At 73.6% G+C, this 22,845-nt stretch carries 23 protein-coding genes; 5 read left to right on the forward strand and 18 right to left on the reverse strand.

Translation table 11 applies throughout. From position 1 onward, the window contains the following. Position 1 precedes the first annotated feature (1 nt). Positions 2 to 1,588, reverse strand: coding sequence for a 2-succinyl-5-enolpyruvyl-6-hydroxy-3-cyclohexene-1-carboxylate synthase (menD, locus tag HGAM_RS01640; protein WP_019143726.1), 1,587 nt, complete (start codon positions 1,586 to 1,588; stop codon positions 2 to 4). After that, positions 1,585 to 2,502, reverse strand: a complete 918-nt coding sequence (locus HGAM_RS01645) for an o-succinylbenzoate synthase (protein ID WP_049798161.1) — start codon at positions 2,500 to 2,502, stop codon at positions 1,585 to 1,587. Before HGAM_RS01645 ends, menD begins: the two co-directional genes overlap by 4 nt. Positions 2,503 to 2,611: 109 nt before the next feature. Here HGAM_RS01645 and HGAM_RS01650 point away from each other — a divergent pair, with 109 nt between their 5' ends. Beyond that, a complete protein-coding gene (locus HGAM_RS01650) occupies positions 2,612 to 3,277 on the forward strand; it encodes an SDR family oxidoreductase (protein WP_019143728.1) in 666 nt (221 codons plus the stop codon). A gap of 85 nt (positions 3,278 to 3,362) precedes the next feature. Here HGAM_RS01650 and HGAM_RS17205 read toward each other — a convergent pair whose 3' ends face one another. Continuing rightward, complete coding sequence (locus HGAM_RS17205; RefSeq protein ID WP_019143729.1) at positions 3,363 to 4,409, reverse strand: AMP-binding protein; 1,047 nt, start codon at positions 4,407 to 4,409, stop codon at positions 3,363 to 3,365. Positions 4,410 to 4,486: 77 nt separating this feature from the next. On the opposite strand from HGAM_RS17205, the gene HGAM_RS01660 reads away from it, so the two are divergent. Beyond that, the gene (locus tag HGAM_RS01660; protein WP_019143730.1) at positions 4,487 to 5,362 is read left to right on the forward strand and encodes a 1,4-dihydroxy-2-naphthoate polyprenyltransferase; all 876 of its coding nucleotides are present in this window, start codon (positions 4,487 to 4,489) and stop codon (positions 5,360 to 5,362) included. On the opposite strand, the gene HGAM_RS01665 is transcribed toward HGAM_RS01660, so the two are convergent. The 3 genes from HGAM_RS01665 to HGAM_RS01675 are packed head-to-tail and all read right to left on the reverse strand — an operon-like array spanning position 5,363 to position 7,333. Further along, positions 5,363 to 5,998: a YitT family protein gene (locus tag HGAM_RS01665; protein WP_019143731.1), complete on the reverse strand. Its 636-nt coding sequence runs from the start codon at positions 5,996 to 5,998 to the stop codon at positions 5,363 to 5,365. Beyond that, positions 5,998 to 7,086, reverse strand: a complete 1,089-nt coding sequence (gene cds1 / locus HGAM_RS01670) for an L-cysteine desulfhydrase Cds1 (RefSeq protein ID WP_019143732.1) — start codon at positions 7,084 to 7,086, stop codon at positions 5,998 to 6,000. Before cds1 ends, HGAM_RS01665 begins: the two co-directional genes overlap by 1 nt. Further along, positions 7,067 to 7,333, reverse strand: a complete 267-nt coding sequence (locus HGAM_RS01675) for a DUF4229 domain-containing protein (RefSeq protein ID WP_019143733.1) — start codon at positions 7,331 to 7,333, stop codon at positions 7,067 to 7,069. The genes cds1 and HGAM_RS01675 overlap by 20 nt, the downstream gene beginning before the upstream one ends. A gap of 39 nt (positions 7,334 to 7,372) precedes the next feature. Here HGAM_RS01675 and HGAM_RS01680 point away from each other — a divergent pair, with 39 nt between their 5' ends. After that, complete coding sequence (locus HGAM_RS01680; protein WP_019143734.1) at positions 7,373 to 7,636, forward strand: PLD nuclease N-terminal domain-containing protein; 264 nt, start codon at positions 7,373 to 7,375, stop codon at positions 7,634 to 7,636. 104 nt (positions 7,637 to 7,740) lie between these two features. Here HGAM_RS01680 and HGAM_RS01685 read toward each other — a convergent pair whose 3' ends face one another. From HGAM_RS01685 to hemL, 8 genes are all read right to left on the reverse strand, one after another. Then, the gene (locus tag HGAM_RS01685; RefSeq protein ID WP_019143735.1) at positions 7,741 to 8,799 is read right to left on the reverse strand and encodes an ABC transporter permease; all 1,059 of its coding nucleotides are present in this window, start codon (positions 8,797 to 8,799) and stop codon (positions 7,741 to 7,743) included. Further along, on the reverse strand, positions 8,796 to 9,698 hold the full coding sequence (locus HGAM_RS01690; RefSeq protein ID WP_019143736.1) for an ABC transporter ATP-binding protein: 903 nt from the start codon (positions 9,696 to 9,698) through the stop codon (positions 8,796 to 8,798). The genes HGAM_RS01685 and HGAM_RS01690 overlap by 4 nt, the downstream gene beginning before the upstream one ends. 205 nt (positions 9,699 to 9,903) lie before the next feature. Then, entirely contained in the window at positions 9,904 to 10,854 is a 951-nt protein-coding gene (gene ccsB / locus HGAM_RS01695) for a c-type cytochrome biogenesis protein CcsB (protein WP_019143737.1), read from the reverse strand. Next, positions 10,851 to 12,428 (reverse strand): cytochrome c biogenesis protein ResB, encoded by a 1,578-nt coding sequence (gene resB, locus HGAM_RS01700; RefSeq protein ID WP_019143738.1) that lies wholly within the window; start codon positions 12,426 to 12,428, stop codon positions 10,851 to 10,853. Before resB ends, ccsB begins: the two co-directional genes overlap by 4 nt. A gap of 76 nt (positions 12,429 to 12,504) precedes the next feature. Beyond that, positions 12,505 to 13,257 carry a cytochrome c biogenesis CcdA family protein gene (locus HGAM_RS01705; RefSeq protein WP_019143739.1) on the reverse strand — a complete coding sequence of 251 codons (753 nt, stop codon included), beginning with the start codon at positions 13,255 to 13,257 and terminating at the stop codon, positions 12,505 to 12,507. Next, positions 13,254 to 13,838, reverse strand: coding sequence for a TlpA family protein disulfide reductase (locus HGAM_RS01710; RefSeq protein WP_019143740.1), 585 nt, complete (start codon positions 13,836 to 13,838; stop codon positions 13,254 to 13,256). Before HGAM_RS01710 ends, HGAM_RS01705 begins: the two co-directional genes overlap by 4 nt. 13 nt (positions 13,839 to 13,851) lie before the next feature. Further along, entirely contained in the window at positions 13,852 to 14,502 is a 651-nt protein-coding gene (locus tag HGAM_RS01715; protein ID WP_019143741.1) for a histidine phosphatase family protein, read from the reverse strand. Positions 14,503 to 14,506: 4 nt separating this feature from the next. Beyond that, positions 14,507 to 15,823 carry a glutamate-1-semialdehyde 2,1-aminomutase gene (gene hemL / locus HGAM_RS01720; RefSeq protein WP_019143742.1) on the reverse strand — a complete coding sequence of 439 codons (1,317 nt, stop codon included), beginning with the start codon at positions 15,821 to 15,823 and terminating at the stop codon, positions 14,507 to 14,509. Positions 15,824 to 15,982: 159 nt separating this feature from the next. Here hemL and HGAM_RS17210 point away from each other — a divergent pair, with 159 nt between their 5' ends. Together HGAM_RS17210 and HGAM_RS17215 are read left to right on the forward strand one after the other, a co-directional pair. Beyond that, positions 15,983 to 17,221, forward strand: coding sequence for a lytic transglycosylase domain-containing protein (locus tag HGAM_RS17210; RefSeq protein ID WP_147543468.1), 1,239 nt, complete (start codon positions 15,983 to 15,985; stop codon positions 17,219 to 17,221). 117 nt (positions 17,222 to 17,338) lie between these two features. Next, positions 17,339 to 17,920 (forward strand): VanZ family protein, encoded by a 582-nt coding sequence (locus HGAM_RS17215; protein ID WP_019143743.1) that lies wholly within the window; start codon positions 17,339 to 17,341, stop codon positions 17,918 to 17,920. 51 nt (positions 17,921 to 17,971) lie between these two features. Here HGAM_RS17215 and hemB read toward each other — a convergent pair whose 3' ends face one another. The 4 genes from hemB to HGAM_RS01750 are packed head-to-tail and all read right to left on the reverse strand — an operon-like array spanning position 17,972 to position 22,843. Continuing rightward, a complete protein-coding gene (hemB, locus tag HGAM_RS01735) occupies positions 17,972 to 18,955 on the reverse strand; it encodes a porphobilinogen synthase (RefSeq protein ID WP_019143744.1) in 984 nt (327 codons plus the stop codon). 1 nt (position 18,956) lies between these two features. After that, positions 18,957 to 20,582: a bifunctional uroporphyrinogen-III C-methyltransferase/uroporphyrinogen-III synthase gene (locus HGAM_RS01740; RefSeq protein WP_019143745.1), complete on the reverse strand. Its 1,626-nt coding sequence runs from the start codon at positions 20,580 to 20,582 to the stop codon at positions 18,957 to 18,959. Positions 20,583 to 20,609: 27 nt separating this feature from the next. Then, positions 20,610 to 21,530 (reverse strand): hydroxymethylbilane synthase, encoded by a 921-nt coding sequence (gene hemC / locus HGAM_RS01745; protein ID WP_019143746.1) that lies wholly within the window; start codon positions 21,528 to 21,530, stop codon positions 20,610 to 20,612. Further along, entirely contained in the window at positions 21,527 to 22,843 is a 1,317-nt protein-coding gene (locus HGAM_RS01750; protein ID WP_019143747.1) for a glutamyl-tRNA reductase, read from the reverse strand. Before HGAM_RS01750 ends, hemC begins: the two co-directional genes overlap by 4 nt. Positions 22,844 to 22,845: the final 2 nt, after the last annotated feature.

Raw genomic sequence — 22,845 nt, forward strand, 5'->3', positions numbered from 1 at the left:
CTCAGCCGACGGCGTCACGCACCGCGGCGCTGAGCGCGGCGGTCTGCTCGCGGCGCCGGTCGCGGCGCAGCGGCACCTCGACCACGCGCACCCCGGACGCCGCACGCGCGAGGGCGGTGGCGAGCCCGTCCTCGCTGGTCGCGGTCTCGTGCGCGACGCCGTACGCCGCGCACACCGCCGCGATGCTCACGCCGGTCGGCGTGCCGAAGACCCGCTCGAAGTCCTCGGCGTACTCCGGCGCCCCCTGCTCGAGGGTGTGGAAGATGCTGCCGCCGTCGTCGGAGGCCACCACCAGGGTGAGGTCCGGACGCGGCTCGGCCGGACCGGCCAGCAGCCCGTTCGCGTCGTGCAGGAACGTCAGGTCGCCCAGGTAGGCCAGCGCGGGGCCGGGACGGCCGAGGGCCGCGCCGAGCGCGGTCGAGATCGTGCCGTCGATGCCGGCCAGCCCGCGGTTGGCGAGCACCAGGCGCCGCTCCCCCACCGGGTAGGGCGCCGCCATGACGTCGAGGTCGCGGATCGGGTTCGAGGAGCCGACGACCAGCAGGCCACCCGGCGGCACGGCGGCCGAGACCGCGCGCGCCACCTCGTACGGCGTGAGCCCGGGATCGGCGGCGAGGAAGCCGTCCACGGCGGTGCGGGCGCTCGCGTCGGCCGCCCTCCAGGCGTCGAGCCAGTCGGCGGGGTCGGCCGCCTCCACCTCGACGCCGTCGACCAGACGCACCCGCTCGTCGACGGCGATCGGGAACGTCGCCTCGGTGCCCACGTGCACGACCTCGACGTCGGCCCGGGCCAGCAGCCGGGCCACCGGCCGCGAGAGCGTCGGGTGGCCGAACGACACGGCCCGCTCGATGCGCTCGGCGAGCGGCGAGTGGGCCAGCAGCAGCCGGTACGTGGCCAGGGCGTGGGTGCCGGTGCGGGCGCCCGAGCTGGGCTCGGCGAGCAGCGGCCAGCCACCGGCCTCCGCCGCGACCCGCGCGGCGGGGCCCGCGTCGTCGCCGGCCACCACGACGGTGCGCGGGCCGGAGGCGAGACGGACCGGGGTGGCGGCCCGCACGTGCCGCCGCGGCACGTCGGCGTCCGAGCGGACGTAGCCGCCCTCGGACGGACCTTGGAGCAGCGGCTCGTCCAGCTCCACGTTCAGCTGGACGGGCCCCGGCGAGCCGTCGAGGTCGCGGACGTCCTCGAGGTACCGCACACCGGGGAAGATGTGCCGCTGGTCGGTGGTCTGGTTGGCACCGGTGCCGCGCAGACGGCCGGGCCGGTCGGCGGTGAGCGCGACCAGGCGGACGCCGGTGTGCAGCGCCTCGAGCATCGCCGGATGCAGGTTGGCGACGGCCGTGCCGGAGGTGGTCAGCACCGGCACCGGACGCCGTGACGCCTTCGCCATGCCCAGCGCCAGGAACCCGGCGGTGCGCTCGTCCAGGCGGACGTGCAGCCGCAGCGCACCCTCGCGGTCGGCCTGGGCCAGCGCGAGGGCCAACGGCCCCGAGCGCGAGCCGGGGGCGACGACGGCCTCGCGCACCCCGAGGTCGAGCAGGTGCTGGACGACCGCACGGGCGGTGCCGGCCGCGCTCACGGGCTCGCTCATCGGAGCACCTCACGGACCTCGGCCAGGCGGGCCTGCCAGCGCGCGTCGGTCTCGGCGTCGGCGGCGACCGCAGCCAGGCGCGACGCGTCGACGTCCTGGCGTCCGACGGGCAGGAACCCGTCGACCGGGACGAGCGGCTCGGCGACGACGTCCGCGGTCAGCAGCGAGGTCGTGGCCAGGCCGCACGCGTGCGGCAGCTCGGGCAGGGCGGCGGCCAGCGCGAGCCCGGCGGCGAGCCCGACGGAGGTCTCGAGCGCGCTGGAGACCACGACGGGCAGGCCGATCTGCTCGGCGATGCGCAGGCACGCCTCGACCCCGCCGAGCGGCTGCACCTTGAGCACCGCGACGTCCGCGGCCTCGAGGTCGCGCACGCGGTAGGGGTCGTCGGCCCGGCGGATGGACTCGTCGGCGGCGACCGGCACGTCCACCCGGCGGCGGACGCGGGCGAGGTCCTCGACGTCCATGACCGGCTGCTCGACGTACTCCAGCCCGCCGGCCGCGCGGTCGAGCGCGGCGATCGCGGCGACCGCCTCGTCGACGTCCCAGAGGCCGTTGGCGTCGACCCGGACGTGGCCGTCCGGCCCCAGCGCGTCGCGCACGGCCTCGACCCGCGCGAGGTCGTCGGCCAGCGTCTGGCCACGCTCGGCCACCTTCACCTTGGCGGTGCGGCAGCCACTGGCGCGGACGACCTCGGCCGCGCGGTCGGGGCCGACCGCCGGCACGGTGCAGTTGACCGGCACCCGGTCGCGCAGCGGCGCGGGCCACGGCCGCTCGGCCGAGGCGAGGGCCGCGGCGAGCCATGACGCGCTCTCGCGGGCGTCGTAGTCGAGGAAGGGGCTGAACTCGGTCCACCCGGCCGGTCCGTGCGCGAGCATCCCCTCACGTCGGGTGATGCCCCGGAACCGGGTGCGCATCTCGATCGCGTAGGTGTGGAACCGCACCCGTCGACCCTACCGAGGTGCACCGCTGGGTGCCGCGTGCCACGGTGGAGAGGTCCCCCGAACCCGTCTCCCGAGGAGTCCCATGTCCCGCGTCGCCATCGTCGGAGGCCACGGAAAGATCGCCCTCCAGCTCCACCCGCTGCTCGTCCGGGCCGGCCACACGCCGGTCGCCCTCGTCCGCAAGGACGACTACCGCGACGAGCTCGAGGCCCTGGGCGCCGAGGTGCGCCTGCTCGACATCGAGAACGACGACGTCGCTGCCTACGCGACCGCGTTCGAGGGCTGCGACGCCGTCGTGTTCAGCGCCGGTGCCGGAGCCGACGGCAAGATCGAGCGCAAGCGCACGGTCGACCTCGAGGGCTCGACCAAGTCGGCCGCCGCCGCGCGCGAGGCCGGCATCTCCCGCTTCCTGCAGGTCTCGGCCATCGGCGTCGACGACCCGCAGCCCGACGACATCGAGCCGGTCTGGGCCGCCTACGTCAACGCCAAGCGCGACGCCGACGCGGCGCTGCGCGAGAGCGGCCTGGACTGGACCATCGTGCGTCCGGGCGGCCTCACCGACGACCAGGGCACCGGACGCGTGGAGCTCGCGCCCAAGGTGGCTCGCTCCAGCATCCCCCGGGCCGACGTCGCCGCCGTGCTCGCCGCGTGCCTGGACGACGACCGCACGATCGGCTCGCAGTGGGAGGTCGTCAGCGGCGACACCCCGGTGGCCGACGCGATCAGCGCCGCCGTCCCCCAGGCCTGAGCCCCAGCTTCTCGCTGAGTGTGACGATTCGGGGCCGGATCGCCGGTGGCGAGCCCCGAATCGTCACACCCAGCGGGAACGGGACCTAGGAGCCCGAGGCGAGCTCGCGCAGGCGCACCCGGTCGACCTTGCCGCCGGGCAGCAGCGGCACGGCGTCCAGCCGCAGCACCGAGCGCGGCGCCCACGTGCGCGGCAGCCCCGCCGCCTCGACCGCGTCGCGCATCGCCGGCAGCTTCACGTCGCCGACCAGGCACGCCACGACCTTCTCGCCCCACTCCTCGTCCGGGACGCCGACCAGCTCGAGCTCGTCGACGCCGTCGAGGTCGCGCAGCACCCCGGCCACGGCGGGCAGCGGCACGTTGACGCCTCCGCTGACCACCACGTCGTCCATGCGACCGAGCACCCGCAGGCGTCCGTCGTGGGTCAGCTCGCCGAGGTCGCGCGTGTCGAACCAGCCGTCGCGCAGCACCTGAGCGGTGGCCGCGGCGTCGGCGTAGCCGTCCATGAGCACGGGTCCGGCGATCCGGATGCGGCCGTCGTCGGCGACGTCGACCTCCACGCCGTCGAGCGGCTCGCCGTCGTACACGCAGCCGCCGCAGGTCTCGCTCATGCCGTAGGTGCGGACGACGTGGACGCCCGCGTCGCGCACGTGGTCGACCAGCCGCGGGCTCACCGCCGCGCCACCGACGAGCAGCGCGTCCAGGCCGGCGAGCACGCCGACCTCGCCGGCCTCGACCAGGCGGTACAGCTGGGTGGGGACGAGCGAGGCGTAGCGGCGCTCGCCGCCCATCGCCTCGATCGCGTCGACGAGCGACAGGTGCTCGTCGGCGACCACGGCGGACGTGCCCGCCAGCACCGAGCGGAACAGCACCTGCAGCCCCGCGACGCCGGTGGGCGGCAGCGCGAGCAGCCACTGACCGGGGCCGCCGAGCCGCTCGTGCGTCGCCGTGGCGGACGCCGTCATGGCCGCGTGCGACAGCAGGACGTCCTTGGGCGTGCCGGTGCTGCCGGACGTGCGCACCACGAGAGGGCCCGCGTCGGGCTCCCACGCGCGCAGCAGCGCCTCGACCGCGCGGGGCGGCCCGGAGACAGGGGTCAGGGAGGCGGGGGCGTCGACGTCGTGCGGGCTCATCGGTCCCATCGTGGCACCGCCCTCGCGGACGCGCCGCCCGACGTCTCGCCCGAGGCGTCCTGGCAGACTGACCCCTCGTGACCTCCCTCAGCCTGTGGATCCAGGGCGCCCGTCCGCGCACCCTCCCCGCCGCCGTCGCGCCCGTTCTCGTGGGCACCGGCGCGGCCGTGCTCGTCGACGGGTTCGTGTGGTGGAAGGCGCTGCTGGCGCTCGGGCTGTCGCTCGCGCTTCAGGTGGGCGTCAACTACGCCAACGACTACTCCGACGGCGTCAAGGGCACGGACGCCGACCGGGTCGGCCCGCTGCGCCTCGTGGGCTCGGGCAGCGCGTCGGCGTCCGCCGTGAAGCGCGCCGCGCTGCTGTCGCTGGGTGCCGGCGCGCTGTTCGGCCTCGCCCTGGCCGCGACCACGACGTGGTGGTTCCTGCTCGTGGGCGTCGCCGCCCTCGCCGCCGCGTGGACGTACACCGGCGGCCCGAGCCCGTACGGCTACAAGGCGATGGGCGAGATCAGCGTCTTCGTGTTCTTCGGCCTGGTCGCGGTCACCGGCACGACCTACGCGCAGGCCGAGACGATCCCCGCCGCGTCCTGGGCCGGCGCCGTCGGCATCGGCGCGCTGGCCTGCAACATCCTGGTCGCCAACAACCTGCGCGACATCCCGACCGACACGGTCAGCGGCAAGCGGACGCTCGCGGTCGTGCTCGGCGACGCGGGCACCCGGCGCTTCTTCGTCGTGCTCGCGCTGGTCGCGGCCGCGTGCCTGGTCTGGGCCGCGTTCTCCACGCCGTGGGCGCTGCTGGGCGCGATCGGCCTGCTGCCGCTCGTGACGGCGGCCCGCACCGTGCTCGGCGGCGCGACGGGCCCGGCGCTCGTCCCCGTGCTCGCGGTGACCGGCAAGGCCGAGCTGCTCTACGCGATCGGCCTCGGCGGCGGGCTCGCGCTCGGGGCGCTCTAGCTACATGCCGAGGTAGCGTCCCGGCCGGTGGTTGAGCGCGATGACGATGTTCATCACGACCGCGCCGACCGCCGAGCAGAGCACGAGCGTCGGCGACGCGACGGTGAAGGCACCGATCACGACCGCGACGTCCAGGGTCATCTGCACGTACCCGGCGTTGAGCCCGAGCCGCTCCTGGGCGAGCAGGGCCATGACGTTGAAGCCGCCCAGGCTCGAGCCGTGGCGGAACAGGATGAGCATGCCGATGCCGCACAGCAGGTTGCCGGCGACGGCCGCGTAGAGCGCGCTGCCGGGGTGCAGGTCGGGCAGCGCGTGCGGGTGCAGCGCCGAGAAGGCCGAGACCAGGCCGACGCCCAGCACCGTCTTGGCCGCGAACGTCCAGCCCTTGAGGATGCCGCCGAGCAGGAAGAACGGCGTGTTCACGAGCAGGAACAGCCACGCGAACGGGATCGGGACGACCTGGTCGATGAGCAGCGACAGGCCGGCCGTGCCGCCGGTGACGAGCTCGGCCGAGCGCAGCAGGTGCAGGCCGAGCGACACGACGAACGTGCCGATCAGCAGCGCCAGGGCGTCCTCGACGCGCGTGTGCGGCGCCGCCGTCGTGACTGCGCTCGGCGGCGGGGTGGTGCTGGTCATCAGGCTCCTTGGGGCGAGAAGACGCCGGTGCGGTCGAGGTCGTCCAGCACGGCGCTGTACGGCGTGGGGTCGAGGTCGTGCTCGGCCAGCCACCCGTCGTCGTAGTAGGTGTGGGCGTACCGCTCGCCGCCGTCGCACAGCAGCGTGACGACGCTGCCCTGCTCACCGGCGGCGCGCATGCGCTCGACCACGGTCAGCGCGGCCCACAGGTTGGTGCCGGTCGAGCCGCCGACCGGACGGCCGAGCTTCCCGGACGCCCAGCGCATCGCAGCGATGGAGGCGGCGTCCGGCACCCGCAGCATGTCGTCGACGACGCCGCCGACGAACGAGGGCTCGACCCGCGGACGTCCGATGCCCTCGATGCGCGGACGGCAGCCGGTGACCACGTCGGAGGAGTCCTGCTCCCAGCCGTCGTAGAACGCGGAGCCGTCGGGGTCGGCGACCATCACCCGGGTGGGCAGGCGGCGGTAGCGGACGTAGCGGCCGATCGTCGCCGACGTGCCGCCGGTGCCGGCGCTCACCACGACCCACGACGGGACCGGGTGCGGCTCGGCCGACATCTGCTCGTAGATCGACTCGGCGATGTTGTTGTTGCCGCGCCAGTCGGTCGCCCGCTCGGCGAAGGTGAACTGGTCCATGTAGTGGCCGCCGCACTCGCGGGCGACGCGAGCGGCCTCGGCGTAGACCTCACCGGCCTCGTCGACGAAGTGGCAGCGTCCGCCGTACCACTCGATGAGCGCGACCTTCTCCTCGCTCGTGGTGCGCGGCATGACCGCGACGAACGGCAGGCCGAGGAGCCGGGCGAAGTAGGCCTCGGAGACCGCGGTCGACCCGCTGGAGGCCTCGACGACCGTGCTGCCCGGGCCGATCCAGCCGTTGCACAGGGCGTACAGGAACAGCGAGCGGGCCAGGCGGTGCTTGAGGCTGCCGGTGGGGTGCACCGACTCGTCCTTCAGGTACAGGTGGACGCCCTCGACCGGCAGCTCGAAGGCGTGCAGGTGGGTGTCGGCGCTGCGGTTGGCGTCGGCCTCGACGCGGCGGACGGCCTCGTCGATCCAGGCCCGGGCGTCAGTCGACGTCTTCGGCACGGCGCGACTCCTCGATGCGACGGCTCATGTTCGCCGCGCGGTCGGAGACCTGGCGGGCGAGCTCGTCACGCAGGCCGCGGAGCACGAAGAACGAGAGCAGCGCCGAGGTCAGCAGGCCGCCGAGCGCCGCGAGCAGCACGAGCGTCTCGTCGGTCTTGAAGAACAGCGACAGGACGACGTAGAAGACCGCGAAGCAGGCCACGAACAGCCCGAGCCGGGCGAGGGTGTACTTCCAGAACGCGCTCACGCCCCCGAGCCTACTTCCCCGGCCCCGTACCCTGGCCCCATGGGCAAGGCACTCATCGCCGTCGTCGCGGTGGCACTCGCGGTCTACTCGCTGTTCGACGTGATCGCCACGCCGCGCCAGGACGTGCGGGTGCTGCCCAAGGCGCTGTGGATCATCACCGTGCTCATCATCCCGATCGTCGGCCCGCTCGCCTGGCTGCTGCTCGGCACGCGCCGTCAGGGCCCCGCCTCGCGCGGCCCCGGCCCGCGCCGGCCGCGCCCGCTCGGCCCCGACGACGACCCCGACTACCTGCGCGACCTCTGACCCCGGCCGTCTCGGTCACCCTCACGCTGAGTGTGACGTTCCGGGGGTAGGACGGCCGGTTCCACCCCCGGAACGTCACGCTCAGCGGGAAGCCGAGCGGACGCCTAGCGGTCCCAGCGGAACAGGCGCGACGCCAGCACCGTCAGCACGGCGGTGAACGCGAGCAGCATCCCGACCGGCAGCAGCACGGCTCCGACCCCCTGGCCCCGCACCATGACGTCGAGCATCCCCTCGTTGAGCCACTTGAGCGGCAGCACCTCGGCGATGCCGCGGACCCACGTCGGCGCCGCCTCGAGCGAGAAGAACGAGCCGGACAGGAACGCCATCGGCAGCACCACGAAGTTGGCCATGCCGACCGCACCCTCCTCCGTGCGCGCGACCGCGCCGGCCAGCAGGCCGACCGACAGGAACGCGAGCGTGCCGGCGAGCAGGAGCGGCACCACGAGCCACCAGCTGTCGGTCAGCTGCAGGCCGAAGGCGGCCACGCCCAGGCCGATGAACACCGTCGCCTGCACCGCGGCCACCAGCAGGCTCACCACGACCCGGGCGAGCACCACCGAGGACGTCCGCACCGGTGCGAGCCGCAGGCGGCGCAGCAGGCCGTTGTGCCGCCACACCACGAGGTTCGTCGCCGCGCCGAAGGTGGCGCTCATGGCCACCGCCCAGCCCAGCAGGCCGGGCGTGACGAACTGGATCGTCTCCAGCGATTCGTCCTCGACCCGCTCGGTCGCCAGCTCGTAGGCCGGCGGCTGACCGGTCGCGTCCACGTTGGCCGACTGGACGATCGACTGGAACAGGCCTTGCACGGTGCCGGCCACGATGGTGTCGGCCTGGGAGAAGTACACGACGACGCGGTCGCCGTCCTGCACGACCGCCGCCGCGGCGTCGCCGTCGCGGACGTCGTCGAGGGCGGCTTCCAGGTCACCGGCCGTGCGCAGCTCGAGCGAGGACTCCACGACGGCCCGCTGCTCGGCCGGCACGTCGTCCAGCAGCGGCACCGCGCCGACCTGCACGACCTCGGGCCGCGGGGCGTCGTCGCCGCCGAGCAGCCCGCCGAACAGCACCAGGAACATCAGCGGGAACACGAGCGAGAAGAACACCGCCATGCGGTCGCGCAGGAAGCCGCGGGCCATGGCCAGCGCGAGGCTGCGGAAGGCGGTCACGAGCGGTACTCCCGTCCGGTCAGCGACAGGAAGACGTCCTCGAGGCTCGCCCCGCGCACCGCGAGCCCGGCGAGCGCGTCACGCTCGGCCAGGGCGGCCAGCACGCGCGCCGGCTCGCGGGTGGTCAGCTCCAGGCCCGACGCGGACTCGCGCACGGCGTCCGCCCCGACGAGCGCGTCGGCACTGGCGCGGTCGAGCGTCCCCGGCGCGAGGTTGATGCGGACCGGTGCGTCGAGGTCACGCACCAGCGCGGCAGGGGTGTCGAGCCGCAGCACCCGGCCGGCGTCCATGATCGCGACCCGGTCGCACAGCGCCTCGGCCTCGTCCATGTAGTGCGTGGTGAGCACGACGGTGCGGCCGGACTCGTTGAGCCCGCGCAGCACGTCCCACAGGTTGCGCCGGGCCTGCGGGTCGAGCGCGGCCGTCGGCTCGTCCAGGAACACGACCTCGGGGTCGTGGACGAGCGCGCACGCGATGGAGAGCCGCTGCTTCTGTCCGCCGGAGAGGTCCTCGGTGCGGACGTCGGCCTTGTCGACCAGGCCGACCTGCTCCAGCAGCGCGAGCCCGCGCCCGGCCGGGACGCCGTACAGCGCCCCGAACGTGTCGATCTGCTCGCGCACGGTGAGCCGCTCGAAGAACGACGACGCCTGCAGCTGGACGCCGATGACGCGCTGCAGTCCGGCGTCACGCCGCCGCGGGTCGTGGTCGCCGATGCGGACGCTCCCCGCTCCCGGGACCCGCAGGCCCTCCATCATCTCCAGCGTCGTGGTCTTGCCCGCACCGTTCGGCCCCAGCAGCCCGAAGAACTCGCCCGGCCGGACGGTGAAGCTGACGTCGTCGACGGCGCGCAGGTCGCCGTACGTCATCGTGAGGCCGGCGACCTCGATGCCCAGTCCCATGCGGCGCACCCTAGCGGGACCGCCCGGTGGGTCGCGGGAGGTTCCGTACGTCCTACGAGCGGATCTCGCCGCTCACCTTCGCTGCTGACGATCGAGCGGTTCCCGCTGGGTGTGACGTTTCGGGGCGAGAACCGGCCGGACCACCCCCGGAACGTCACACTCAGCGTGAAGGTGACGGTCAGCAGCGAGGGGACCTGACCGGCTCCTACTTGGCGTAGGAGTGCAGGCCGGGGACGAACAGGTTGACGCCGACGAAGTTGAACACGAACGTGGCGAAGCCGACCAGGCACAGGATGGCCGCGGCCTTGCCCTTCCAGCCGGCGGTGGCGCGGGCGTGCAGGTAGCCGGCGTAGACCACCCACGTGATGAACGCCCAGACCTCCTTGGGGTCCCAGCCCCAGTAGCGACCCCAGGCGTACTGCGCCCAGATCGGGCCGGAGATGAGCGCGGCGAACGTCCAGACCGGGAAGGCGAACGCGTTGACCCGGTAGGCCAGCTGGTCCATGCGCGCGGCCGACGGCATCCGCCAGAGCATGCCCGTGCGGGCGTCCTCCGGCGTGCGCTTCTCGGCCCGCGACTTCACCAGGAACAGGGCGGACGCGGCGGCGCCGATGACGAACGCGGAGCCGGCGATCATGGCGGCCAGGACGTGCATGACCAGCCAGTACGAGTGCAGCGCGGGCACGAGCGGGCCGGCCGGGACGTACACGAGCATCGAGGCACCCAGCACGACCGTGCCGACGCCGGTGATGATGCTGCCGACCCAGTCGATGTCCCAGACCTTGACCAGCACGAGGTAGGCGATCAGCGCGCACATGACGGCGGCGCAGCCGAACTCGTACATGTTGCCCCACGGGACGCGCTCGGCCGCCAGGCCGCGCGTCACCAGGCCGGCGAGCAGGACGAGCGCGGCGAGCGAGGTCAGCGAGTAGCCGATGCTGCCGGCCATCGTGAAGCGCGTCTCGGTCTCGTCGTCGGCGGCTGGCTCCTCGGTCATCACGGCACCGTCGGCGCCGGCGGTCACGAGCCCCGGCTCGGCGGCGACCTTGCGGGCCACGGCCCACTGGACGAGGTAGGCCAGGAACGCCAGGCCCAGGACGACGGTCGCCGAGGCGATCGCGTAGTTCGAGAACTGGGCGTACTGCTCCAGGCTCATGCCTTCTCCGCCTTCTCCTTCGGGGCCTCGAGCGCGAGACGCTCGAGGAGGTCGTCCAGGTCACCGGTGACGTCTCCGCGGGGCACGCGGTCGAGCGCGGCGACCTCCACGATCGTACGGGAGCCCTCACGGCGGGCCCGAATCCACGTGCGACGGGGCTTGATCGCCAGCGACAGGATCAGGCCCAGCACGCCGACGCTCACGCCGACCAGCGGCACGACCTTGCCGGGCGACGCCGCGATCTGCAGACGGGCGAACTGGCGCAGCTCGACGAACTGGATCTTGGTGCCGTCGGGCAGCACCTGCTCCTGGCCCGGGCTCAGCGAGATGCGGAAGTTGCTGCCGTCGGGGTTCTTGACCTGCTCCATCTCGTCCTTGTCCAGGACGTAGACCGACTGCGGCACGCCCGCGTCCAGGCCGAGGTCGCCGGTCCAGGCGAACAGGCCCAGGATCGGGTTGGCCGCGGCCGGGAACACCGAGACGGACGCCTCGTCGTCGCCGGTGGTGACGGCGGTCGGCAGGAAGAAGCCCTGGAAGCCGATCTGGTACGGCTGGGCGTCGGGCACCTTCACGACGCCGCTGGAGGTGTAGGTCGGGTCCTCGGGCAGGAAGGGCACGGGCCCGTCGAAGGCGACGTTGCCCTTCGGGTCGGTCACCTTGACGACCGGCGCGTAGCCCTGGCCGACCAGGAAGACGTCCGTGCCGTCGACGCTGAGCGGGTGGTTGACCTGGATGTCGAAGTCGCCGGTGTCGCCGTCGGGGGCGGTGTACGAGCCCTGCGCGCGGAACTGGCGGGGCGCGCCGCGCTGCTCACCCGTCGTCTGGAACCGCGCCGTGACGTCGTCCATCTGCAGCGAGAACGGGGGCAGGTCGTGCGGCTCGAACAGGGAGCCGGACGAGAACTCGTCGTACTGGGTGAGGCTGTTGGAGAAGCCGGTGCCCTCGACGACGACGGCCGAGCCGCGGTAGCCGAACAGCGTGCCGGCGGCGACGCCCACGAGCACCACGACGAGGCTGACGTGGAAGACCAGGTTGCCGGCCTCGCGCAGGTAGCCCTTCTCGGCCCGCACCTCGGCGGTGCCGTCGTCGGTGACGACGTCGACCCGGTGGCCGCGCAGCGCCGTGCGGGCGGCGGCGACGACCTCGTCGAGCGACGCGTCGGTCTCCAGCGACGTCGACACGGGCAGCCGCAGCAGGTTGCGGGGGGCCTTGGGCGGACGCGCCCGCAGCGCCTTCGCGTAGACGACGGCGCGCGGGATGATGCAGCCCACCAGCGAGACCATCAGCAGCAGGTAGATCGCGCTGAACCACGGCGACGTGTAGACGCTGAAGAAGCCCAGGTCGTCCAGCACCGGGGCCAGCTCGGGGTTGCGCGCGAAGTACGACTGCACCGCCTGGGCGTCCACGCCGCGCTGCGGGATCAGCGACCCCGGCACGGCGGCGATGGCCAGCAGCAGCAGCAGGAACAGCGCCGTCCGCATGGACGTCAGCTGGCGCCACAGCCAGCGGAGCATCTCCCGCCCGCCGAGCTCCGGCGCCGCGGTGGTCCTCTTCTTCGTCTTGGTCTCGTTCACGGTCGCGCCTCCGTGAAGATCGCACGGTACGGACGCACGCCCGTGGAAGTCGTCATGGTTCGCTCGCTTCGCTCGTTCACAGGGGAAGCTCCGTTCCGCCGATCCAGCCGCGCATCTCGTCGACCAGGCCGTCCCACAGCCCGCTGACGAGCAGGACGCCCATGACCACGAGCAGCGCGCCGCCGACCAGGCCGACGAGCCGCTGGTGGCGCTTGAACCAGCGCAGCGCGCGGGTGAAGCGCGAGAACGCCACGGCGGCGAGGACGAACGGGATGCCCAGGCCCAGGCAGTAGACGAACGCCAGCAGGGCGCCGCGTCCGGCCGACGCGTCGTCGGCGCTCACCGCCAGGCCCAGCACCGCGCTGAGCGTCGGGCCGATGCACGGGGTCCAGCCCAGGCCGAACAGCACGCCGAGCAGCGGCGCCACGGCGACGCCGACCGCCGGCACGGTGTGCACGCGCACGTCGCGCTGCAGCCACGAGACGCCACCCATGAAGGCCAGGCCCAGCACGATGACGACGATGCCCATGACGACGCTGATCGGTCGTTGGTAGTCCTTGAGCTCCTGCCCGACCGCGCCGAACAGCGTCCCGAGCGAGACGAAGACGGCGCTGAAGCCGAGCACGAACAGCACGGCGCCGAGCACGAGCCGTGAGCGGCGCGGGCCGTCCAGCTCGGTGACCGCCATGCCCGACACGTACGACAGGTAGCCCGGCAGCAGCGGCACCACGCACGGGGAGAAGAACGACAGCAGGCCGGCCACGACGGCCAGGGGCACGGCCAGGACGAGCGAGCCGTCCACGACGGTCTCGCCGATGCCGGTGATCACGACCGCGACCCCTGGACGTCCTCGATCAGCCCGCGCAGGGTCGACTCGCTCGTGAACGGGCCGAGGTAGCGGACGGCCACCTTGCCGTCGGCATCGATGATCCAGGTCGTCGGCGTCGCCATGGTGGGCAGGCTGTCGGCGAACTGGACGGCGTAGGTGCCGGCGTCGTCGGCGAAGCTCGGGTAGGGCACCTCGCGCGAGCGCTCGAAGGCCCGGGCGCCGGCGACGTCGCGCGTGGCGATGCCGACGAACTGCACGCCGTCGTCGGCCAGCTCGCGGGCCACGGCGCTCAGCACCGGCTCCTCCGCGCGGCACGGCGGGCACCACGAGCCCCAGACGTTCACCACGACGACCTTGCCGGCGAACTGCTCGAGCGACAGCGGCTCGCCCTCGAGGTCCTCGCCCTCGAGGTCGGGAGCGTCCTTGCGGTCGGGGGCGTCGACGACGACGTAGCTGCCGTCACCGGAGATGTAGCCGCCACGGGTGCCGTCGGTGCCGTCCGAGCCGCCGCAGGCGGACAGGACGAGGGAGCACAGCGCCACGGCGAGGACGCCGCGGGCGCGTCGAGGGAGGACGTTCATGGGAGCGGCGCCGTCACGCCCCGCCCACGAACTTGCCCTTGAGCGCCTCGGGCACCAGGTGCCCGGCCGGCTCGGCGTAGGTGAAGCCGACGTAGTCGTCGCCGTCGAAGGTCAGGCTGGTGAGGCTGGCCAGCGAGCACTGGCGGTTGCGCGGGTCGTGGGCGAAGCGGCGCTTCTCGTACGACAGGCGCGCGACCCACACCGGCAGCTGGTGCGACACGATGACCGCCTCGTGGCCGCGGGCGGCCTCGCGGGCGTCGGCGATCGCGGCGCGCATGCGGGCCTCGATCTCGACGTACGGCTCGCCCCACGACGGCGTGAAGGGGTTGCGCAGCAGCGGCCAGTTGCGCGGGCTCATGAACGCCTTGGGGCCGACGCCGACGGTGCGGCCCTCGAACTTGTTGTCGGCCTCGATGACCCGCTCGTCGGTCGTGATGCCGACCTCGAGCAGCTTCGACAGCGGCTCGGCGGTCTGCTGCGCGCGCTCCAGCGGCGACGCGACGAGGTGGACGATCTCGTTCTTGGACAGGAAGTCCGCGGCCGCGGCGGCCATCTGGTGGCCGAGCTCGGAGAGGAAATACTCCGGCAGGCGTCCGTAGAGGACGCCCTGCGGGTTGTGGACCTCGCCGTGACGCATCAGGTGCACGATCGTGCGCTCGCTCATGGGCTCAGTCCTCCGGGGTGGCTCGGGCGGCGGCGCGCGCCGCGACCGGCAGCGCCTCGGCAATCCTAGAGACCGCCTCCTCGTCGTGGGCCGCCGACAGGAACCAGGCCTCGAAGGCGCTGGGCGGCAGGTGCACGCCGGCGTCGAGCATCGCGTGGAAGAACGCGCGGTAGCGCCATCCCTCCTGCGCCTGCGCGCCCGCGTAGTCGTCGACCTGGCCGGTGACGCCCCAGAAGACGCTGAACAGGTTGCCGGCGCCCTGGACGTGGTGGGCGACGCCCTCGGCGGCGAGCGCGTCCGACACGAGCGTCTTGAGCCGCTCGGCGGTGGCGTCGATCGTGGCGTAGACCTCGTCGGTGGCCAGGCGCAGCGTGGTGAGGCCGGCGGTGGCGGCGACGGGGTTCCCCGACAGCGTGCCGGCCTGGTAGACCGGGCCGGTCGGCGACAGCATCTCCATGACCTCGCGGCGTCCGCCGAAGGCCGCGGCCGGGAAGCCGCCGCCCATGACCTTGCCGAACGTCAGCAGGTCCGGGGCCCAGCCCTCGACCGCACCGTCGCGGCCCCACTGGCCGCTGGGGCTCACGCGGAAGCCGGTCATGACCTCGTCGCTGATGAACAGCGCGCCGTGCGCCCGGCAGGTCTCGGACAGGAACTGGTTGAACCCGGGCAGCGGCGGGACGGCGCCCATGTTGCCGGCGGCCGCCTCGGTGATGACGCAGGCGATGCGGTCGCCGTGCTCGGCGAACGCGGCGCTCACGGCCTCGCGGTCGTTGTAGGGCAGCACCAGGGTGTCGGCGGTGACCACTGCGGGGACGCCGGGGGTGCCGGGCACGGCGAACGTGGCCAGGCCGGAGCCCGCCTCGGCGAGCAGCGAGTCGACGTGGCCGTGGTAGCAGCCGGCGAACTTCACGACGACGTCGCGGCCGGTGAAGCCGCGCGCCAGGCGGATGGCCGACATCGTGGCCTCGGTGCCCGAGCTGACCAGGCGCACCATCTCGACCGGCGTCCGGCCGACGATCTCCTCGGCGAGCAGCACCTCGGGCTCGCTGGGGGTGCCGAACGACGTGCCGCGGCCGGCGGCGTCCGCCACGGCCGCGATGACCTCCGGGTGGGCGTGGCCGAGGAGCATCGGCCCCCAGGACGCGACGAGGTCGACGTACTCGTTGCCGTCGACGTCGGTCAGGTACGGGCCGCGGGCCGAGGCCATGAAGCGCGGCTGGCCCCCGACGGCGCGGAAGGCGCGCACCGGGGAGTTGACGCCACCGGGCGACACGGCGCGGGCGCGGGCGAACAGGTCGGCTGATGCTTGCTGCGGGCTCACCCGTCCATTGTCCCCGACGGGCGGTGACGGGCCGACCACGGTCGTACTGGCGCGTAACCTCGACTTGCCCGGCTCGTTCTGCTTTGCGAGTCTGTGTGACGTGGCCCACGTCAGGTACGCGGGTCGGCACGCGCGGGGGGCGCGTGCGGAGAGGGAGCTGTGAACATTCACCACCTGCCCCGATGGCAGCGGACGGCGGCGATCGTGCCGGCCGTCCTGCTCGTCAGCGCGTGGGGCGTCTCGTTGACCGCCGGCGACCTGGCCCGCGCGTCCGACCCGCCCACCGCGCAGGAGCTGCCCGAGGTGCCCACGTCGGCGCTCGACCAGCCGGCCACCGTGCAGGCCACGCCCGGCGGCGTCGACCCGCGGGCCGGCGCCGAGGGCACGCTGTCCACCCTCTCGTCCGCGGGCATCCCCGCTGCCGCCCTCTCGGCCTACCGCCGCGCCGAGTCGCTGCTCGACAAGGCCGACCCGTCCTGCCGGCTCGACTGGACGCTCGTCGCCGCCATCGGCCGGGTCGAGTCCGACCACGGCCGCTCCGGGTCCAACACGCTCGGTGACGACGGCGTCTCGCGCCCGGGCATCCTCGGCGTCCCGCTCACCGGCCGCGGCGGCACCGCCGAGATCCGCGACACCGACGGCGGCAAGCTCGACGACGACGCGGTCTGGGACCGCGCGGTCGGGCCCATGCAGTTCATCCCGTCCACCTGGGAGCTCGTGGCCGTCGACGCCGACGGCGACGACAAGGCCGACCCGCAGGACGTCGACGACGCGGCCACGTCCGCGGGCGTCTACCTGTGCGCCGGGTCCGACGACCTGTCCACGCGACCGGGCGCCTCCGCCGCGGTGAAGCGCTACAACGCCTCCGACTCCTACGTCGACCTCGTGCTCCGCATCGCCGAGCGCTACGCCGCCGGCGAGTACACCGCGGCCCCGAACGGCGTCGGCCCGGGCAGCACGCTCACGTCGCGCTCGCAGGACCAGACGCTCACCGCCGAGCAGCGGCGCGAGGCGCGCCGGGCCGAGCAGGGCAAGCGTCCCTCGCGCAGCGACCGCGGCTCCACGCCCGGCCGCACGAACGAGCCGAGCGCACCGTCGACGTCGAAGCCCGGCACCAGCCCGAAGCCCGACTCCGGCACCCCGTCCAAGCCCGACTCCGGCCAGCGCGAGCCCGGGCCCGGCCTGAGCGACCTGGTCGGCGGCGTCACCGACCCGCTGCTGGGCACCGACCGCAGCACCACCGGCGACGGACGCGCGCCCACCCCGGGCGAGGTCGTCCAGGACGTCGTCGAGAACACGCTCACCTGGGCCGAGGCGAAGGTCCGCTGCCTCGCGCAGGGACTCACCGAGCTCGACCTGCGGGCACTCACCCGCTGCATCACCTCGCTGCTCAGCTGAACCGCGACACCCGAAGGGCACCTCCCGCCGGAGGTGCCCTTCGTCGTTCCCGCCCGGCTAGGCTGACGCGTCCGCGGCACCGACCGGCGCCGTCCCCCGACCTTGGGAGCCTCGACCGTGCCGAGCCCGTACCGCGAGGTGCCCACCCTGCTCGTGGTGACGCCGCTCGCCGCGCTCGTCCTGGCCCTGCTGCTGGCCCAGCTGCGCCGGCGAGGCGCCCTGACCGTCCTGCGCGCGCTGGTCGCGCTCGCGACGTGCGTCTACCTGGCGGGCGTCGTGGCCAACACCGTCCTGCCGATCTACCTCGACAAGCCGGCGAGCGGCCTGCCGTGGCACGCGTACCTGAACCTGCGGCCGCTGACCGGCACGGACGTCGCGGACATGCTGCAGAACGTCCTCGTGTTCGTCCCGCTCGGTGTGCTGCTGCCGCTCGTCACCCGGCTCCGGTCCGTCCCCGCGGTCGCGCTGGGCGGTCTCGCGCTCAGCCTGGCGATGGAGCTGGCCCAGCTGGCGAACTCGGTCAGCGGGCACGGCGGGCACGTCGCCGACGTCAACGACCTGCTGGCCAACACGCTGGGCGCCCCGCTCGGCTACCTGCTGCTGCGGCTGGTCGAGCGGGCTCCGGGCGGCCGTCGCCTGGTGCGTGCCGCCACGTGGCCCCCGCCCGCCGATCGACGCCCGGCCACCACCGTCCGCTGACACGACGAAGGGCACCTCCCGCGGGAGGTGCCCTTCGTCGGGCCGTGGCGGTCAGCGCAGCCGGCGCGCGACCTCGGTGGCCCAGTAGGTGAGGATGATGTCCGACCCGGCGCGGCGCATCGACAGCAGCACCTCGTCGATCGTCCGCTCCCGGTCGATCCAGCCGTTCTGAGCGGCCGCCTCGACCATCGCCATCTCGCCCGAGACGTTGTACGCGGCGACCGGCAGGTCGACCGCGGCGCGGACGTCGGCGATCAGGTCCAGGTACGACAGCGCCGGCTTCACCATGACGATGTCGGCGCCCTCGGCGACGTCGAGCAGGGTCTCGCGCAGCGCCTCGCGGGCGTTGGCCGGGTCCTGCTGGTACGTCTTGCGGTCGCCGGTCAACGACGAGTCCACCGCCTCGCGGAACGGCCCGTAGAAGGCTGAGGCGTACTTCGCCGCGTAGGCCATGATCACGGTCTCGTCGTGCCCGGCCTCATCAAGAGCCGCGCGAATAGCACCGACTTGACCATCCATCATGCCGCTCGGACCGACCACGTGAGCGCCGGCCTCGGCCTGCGCCACGCCCATGCGGGCGTAGATCTCGACCGTGGCGTCGTTGTCGACCCGGCCCTTCGCGTCGAGCACGCCGCAGTGGCCGTGGTCGGTGAACTCGTCCAGGCACAGGTCGCTCATGACCAGCAGGTCGTCGCCGACCTCGGCCCGCGCGTCGGCGATGGCGACGTTGAGGATGCCCTGCGGGTCCAGCGCGCCGGAGCCCTCGGCGTCCTTGTGCTCGGGCACGCCGAACAGCATGACGCCGCCGAGGCCGAGCTCGGCCGCCTCGGCGTAGACCGCCTTGGCCGACTCACGGGTGTGCTGGACGACGCCGGGCATGCTCGCGATCGGACGCGGCTCGGACAGCCCCTCCGCCACGAACATGGGCAGCAGGAGCTGGCTGGGCTGCAGGTACGTCTCGCGCACCAGCCGCCGCATCGCCGGCGACTGGCGCAGGCGACGCGGACGGACGACGGGCGGCTCCCAGTCGCTCATGTCAGGCCTTGCGGCGCGACGACGGGCGGCGGTAGGAGGGCTTGGTGACCGGCTCGCCCGCGGCGACCTGGGCGTCGCGACGCTCGGCGCCGAAGGTGGCCAGCGCGTCGGCCAGCACCTCCACCGAGGGCGACTCGGCGACGACGTCGACGCGCAGGCCGTGCTCCTCGGCGGTCTTCGCCGTGGCCGGGCCGATGCACGCGATGATCGTCGACGTGTGCGGCTTGCCGGCGATGCCGACGAGGTTGCGCACGGTCGAGGACGACGTGAACATCACCGCGTCGAACTTGCCGGTCTTGATCGCCTCACGGGTCGGCGCCGGCGGCGGCGAGGCGCGCACGGTGCGGTAGGCCGTGACGTCGTCGACCTCCCAGCCGAGCTCGACCAGGCCCGCGACGAGCGTCTCGGTCGCGATGTCGGCGCGCGGCAGGAAGACCCGGTTGATCGGGTCGAGCATCTCGTCGTACGGCGGCCAGTCCTCGAGCAGGCCGGCGGCCGACTGCTCGCCGCTGGGGATGAGGTCGGGACGGATGCCCCACTCGGCGATCGCCTGGGCGGTCTTGTCACCGACGGCGGCGATCTTCAGGCCCGAGAACGAGCGGGCGTCCAGGCCGTACTCGTCGAACTTCTCGCGCACGGCCTTGACCGCGTTGACGCTGGTGAAGGCGACCCACTCGTAGCGGCCCTCGACCAGGCCACGGATGGCCTTGTCGACCTGCTGCGGGTTGCGCGGCGGCTCGACCGAGATGGTGGGGACCTCCTCGGAGACCGCGCCGTACATGCGCAGACGGCTCGACAGGCCCGCGGCCTGCTCCTTGGTGCGCGGCACCAGGATGCGCCAGCCGTACAGCGGCTTGGTCTCGAACCAGGACAGCACCTCGCGCATCTCGACGACCTCGCCGACCACGACGACGGCCGGGCCGGTGACGGCCTTGGCGTCGGCGGCGACGTCGGCCAGGGTCGACACGACGGTCGACTGCTCGGTCGTGGTGCCCACGCAGGTCACCGCGACCGGGGTCGTGGCCGGGCGGCCGGACTCGATCAGCGCCGCCGAGACCTCGCCGAGGCGGCCGAGCGCGTCCAGCAGGACGATCGTGTCGGCCCCCTGGTGCGCGCTGAGGTCGATCGCGTTGTCGGCGACGTCGACGACGGCCACGCCACGCTGGGACTTGGTCGTCAGCGGCACGCCCGCGTACGTCGGCACGGCCGTGGCCGAGGAGACGCCGGGGACGACCTCGAACGCGATGCCGGCCTTGGCGCAGGCCGCGGCCTCCTCGGGCCCGGTGCCGTAGGTGAACGGGTCACCGGTGAGCAGCCGGACGACGCGCGCGCCGGTCTTGGCGTGCTTGACGACGAGCTTGGCCCGGGCCGCGTGCGGCATCGGGGCACCGTCGGCGGTGGTGCCGCCCTCGACGACCTCGGCGCCGTTGGTCACCAGGGCGGCCTGCTCGGGCGCCTCGATGATCACGACCTCGGCGGCCTCGAGCAGCTCGGCCGCACGGACCGTCAGCAGGCTGACGTCGCCGGGGCCCGCACCGACGAAGCTCACCTGGCCCTGCGGAGCAGGACGCGAGGCGGGAGCGGCGGTCGGCACCGCGGGCTCGGGCGTGGCGATGGTGCTAGTCACAGTCTTCTCTTCCTGGTCTGCCGGGTATCAGGAGACGGCCACGAGCGTGGCGGCGCCTTCGGCGAGCAGCTCGGCAGCGAGCCGCTCCCCGACCTCGGCGGGATCGGCGAGCGATCCCGTCGTGGACATGCGGATGGTTCGGGCTCCGGTGAGGTCCCCGACGACGGCCCGGAGCCACAGCTCCTCGCCGTCGTCGCCGGAGACCACCTCGGCGAGTGCGCCCACGGGGGCGCTGCAGCCGGCCTCGAGCACCGCCAGCAGGCGGCGCTCGGCGGTGACGGCTGCCCGGGTGTCGGCGTGGTCGAGCTGCCCGAGCAGCTCCGCCGTCTTCTGGTCGTCGACGCGGCACTCGACCGCGAGCGCGCCCTGCCCGGGGGCGGGGAGCACCTGGATCGGGTCGAGCACCTCGGTCGCCTCGTCCTCGCGGCCCAGGCGCAGCAGCCCGGCCCGGGCGAGGACGACCGCGTCGAGGTCACCGTCGGTGACCTTGGCGATGCGCGTGTCGACGTTGCCGCGCACCCCCACGAGCTCGATGCCCAGCCCGAGCGCGGACAGCTGCGCGACCCGGCGCGGGGCGCCGGTGCCCACGCGGGAGCCGGCCGGCAGCTCGCCGAGCGTGAGTCCGTCACGGGCGACGATGACGTCGCGGACGTCCTCGCGCTCGGGGATGGCCGCCAGCGTCAGGCGCTCGTCGGGGTAGGTCGGGATGTCCTTGAGCGAGTGCACGGCGAAGTCGACCTCGCCGGAGGCGAGCACCTCGCGCAGCTCGGCGACGAAGACGCCCGCGCCACCGGCCTCGACGAGGGGCGTGCGCGTGCGGTCACCCTCGGTGGAGACCGGCACGACCTCGACGTCGACGCCGGTGACCTCGGTGAGTCGGGCGGCGAAGGCGCCGGACTGGGCCAGCGCCAGGCGGCTCGCCCGGGTGCCCATGCGCAGGGTCGTCACGCGCCCTCACCCGCCTTGTCGGCCTTGTCGCCCGAGCGCTTCGTGACCGCGGCGATGGCTGCCGGGTCGAGCGCGAACAGGTCGGCCAGGGCGTCGGCGTAGGTCAGGCCGCCGTCGCCGTCGACGAGCTGCTGCACCCGGACGGTCGGGGCGTGCAGGATCTTGTCGGCGACCCGGTTGACGGTGTGCCGCACCTCGGCGAGCACCTCGTCGCTCACGTCGTTGCGGCGGGCGAAGCGCTCCATCTCGGCGCTCACGATCTCGGTGGCCATCGTGCGCAGCGCGACGACGGTCGGCGTGACGCGCGCGGCGGCCTTGGCGGCCAGGAAGGCCTCGACCTCGGCGTCGACGATCGACCGCACCGCGGTGACGTCCTGCGCCGCGGCCGTGTCGGAGCCGCGCTCGGCGAGCAGCGCGATGTCGACGAGCGTGACGCCGGCCATGTCGGCGACCGTGGCGTCGACGTCGCGCGGCAGCGCCATGTCGATGAGCGTCATCGGCCGTCCGTCGTGCTGGGCGCGCTCGATCCGCTCGCGGTCGAGCACCAGCCCGCTGGCGCCGGTGCACGTGATGACGACGTCGGCGTGGTGCAGCTCGTTGTCGAGCGAGCCCCAGCGCACGGCGCCGACGCCGTAGGTCTCGACGAGCTCATAGGCGCGCTGGTACGTGCGGTTGGCGACCATGATGCGGGCGTTGCTGACGCCGGACTCGACCAGCGTCTTGACCGCCAGGCTCGACATCGTGCCCGCGCCGATGACCAGGAAACGGGTCTCGGGGTCGTGCACGACGTGGCCCGCAGCGTCCAGCGACGCGGTGACGATCGAGGGGCCGAGCAGGTCGATGCCGGTCTCGGCGTGGCCCCGCTTGCCGATGCGCAGCGCCTGCTGGAACAGCGTGTTGAGCGCCGAGCCGACCGTGGACTCGTCCTGGCCGAGCTGCAGCGCGTCGCGCACCTGGCCCAGGATCTGGCTCTCGCCGATGATCATCGAGTCCAGGCCGGCGGCCACCTCGAACAGGTGGGCCACGGCGGCGTCGTCGTAGTGGACGTAGGCGTGCCGGACGAACGCGTCACGGTCGAGGCCGGCGTGCTCGGCGAGCAGCGTCGAGACCTCCTCGACGGCGCCGTGGAAGCGCTCGGCCTCCACGTAGACCTCGACCCGGTTGCACGTCGACACGACCGCGGCCTCGGAGACGTACGGGGTCTCCAGCGCGCGGTGCGACAGCTTGACGACGGACTCCGTGTCGAGCGAGACCCGCTCCAGCAGCTCGATCGGCGCGGTCTTGTGGGACAGCCCCACGACCAGCACGCTCATCG

It is taken from the genome of Aeromicrobium massiliense JC14 (assembly GCF_000312105.1).
Taxonomy (GTDB): domain Bacteria; phylum Actinomycetota; class Actinomycetes; order Propionibacteriales; family Nocardioidaceae; genus Aeromicrobium; species Aeromicrobium massiliense.

Coding starts and splice junctions, on each gene's coding strand:
- menD (WP_019143726.1), bottom strand. CDS start 1,588: ATGAGCGAGCCCGTGAGCGCGGCCGGCACCGCCCGTGCGGTCGTCCAG.
- HGAM_RS01645 (WP_049798161.1), bottom strand. CDS start 2,502: ATGCGCACCCGGTTCCGGGGCATCACCCGACGTGAGGGGATGCTCGCG.
- HGAM_RS01650 (WP_019143728.1), top strand. CDS start 2,612: ATGTCCCGCGTCGCCATCGTCGGAGGCCACGGAAAGATCGCCCTCCAG.
- HGAM_RS17205 (WP_019143729.1), bottom strand. CDS start 4,409: ATGAGCCCGCACGACGTCGACGCCCCCGCCTCCCTGACCCCTGTCTCC.
- HGAM_RS01665 (WP_019143731.1), bottom strand. CDS start 5,998: ATGACCAGCACCACCCCGCCGCCGAGCGCAGTCACGACGGCGGCGCCG.
- HGAM_RS01680 (WP_019143734.1), top strand. CDS start 7,373: ATGGGCAAGGCACTCATCGCCGTCGTCGCGGTGGCACTCGCGGTCTAC.
- HGAM_RS01690 (WP_019143736.1), bottom strand. CDS start 9,698: ATGGGACTGGGCATCGAGGTCGCCGGCCTCACGATGACGTACGGCGAC.
- ccsB (WP_019143737.1), bottom strand. CDS start 10,854: ATGAGCCTGGAGCAGTACGCCCAGTTCTCGAACTACGCGATCGCCTCG.
- HGAM_RS01710 (WP_019143740.1), bottom strand. CDS start 13,838: ATGAACGTCCTCCCTCGACGCGCCCGCGGCGTCCTCGCCGTGGCGCTG.
- HGAM_RS01715 (WP_019143741.1), bottom strand. CDS start 14,502: ATGAGCGAGCGCACGATCGTGCACCTGATGCGTCACGGCGAGGTCCAC.
- hemB (WP_019143744.1), bottom strand. CDS start 18,955: ATGAGCGACTGGGAGCCGCCCGTCGTCCGTCCGCGTCGCCTGCGCCAG.
- HGAM_RS01750 (WP_019143747.1), bottom strand. CDS start 22,843: ATGAGCGTGCTGGTCGTGGGGCTGTCCCACAAGACCGCGCCGATCGAG.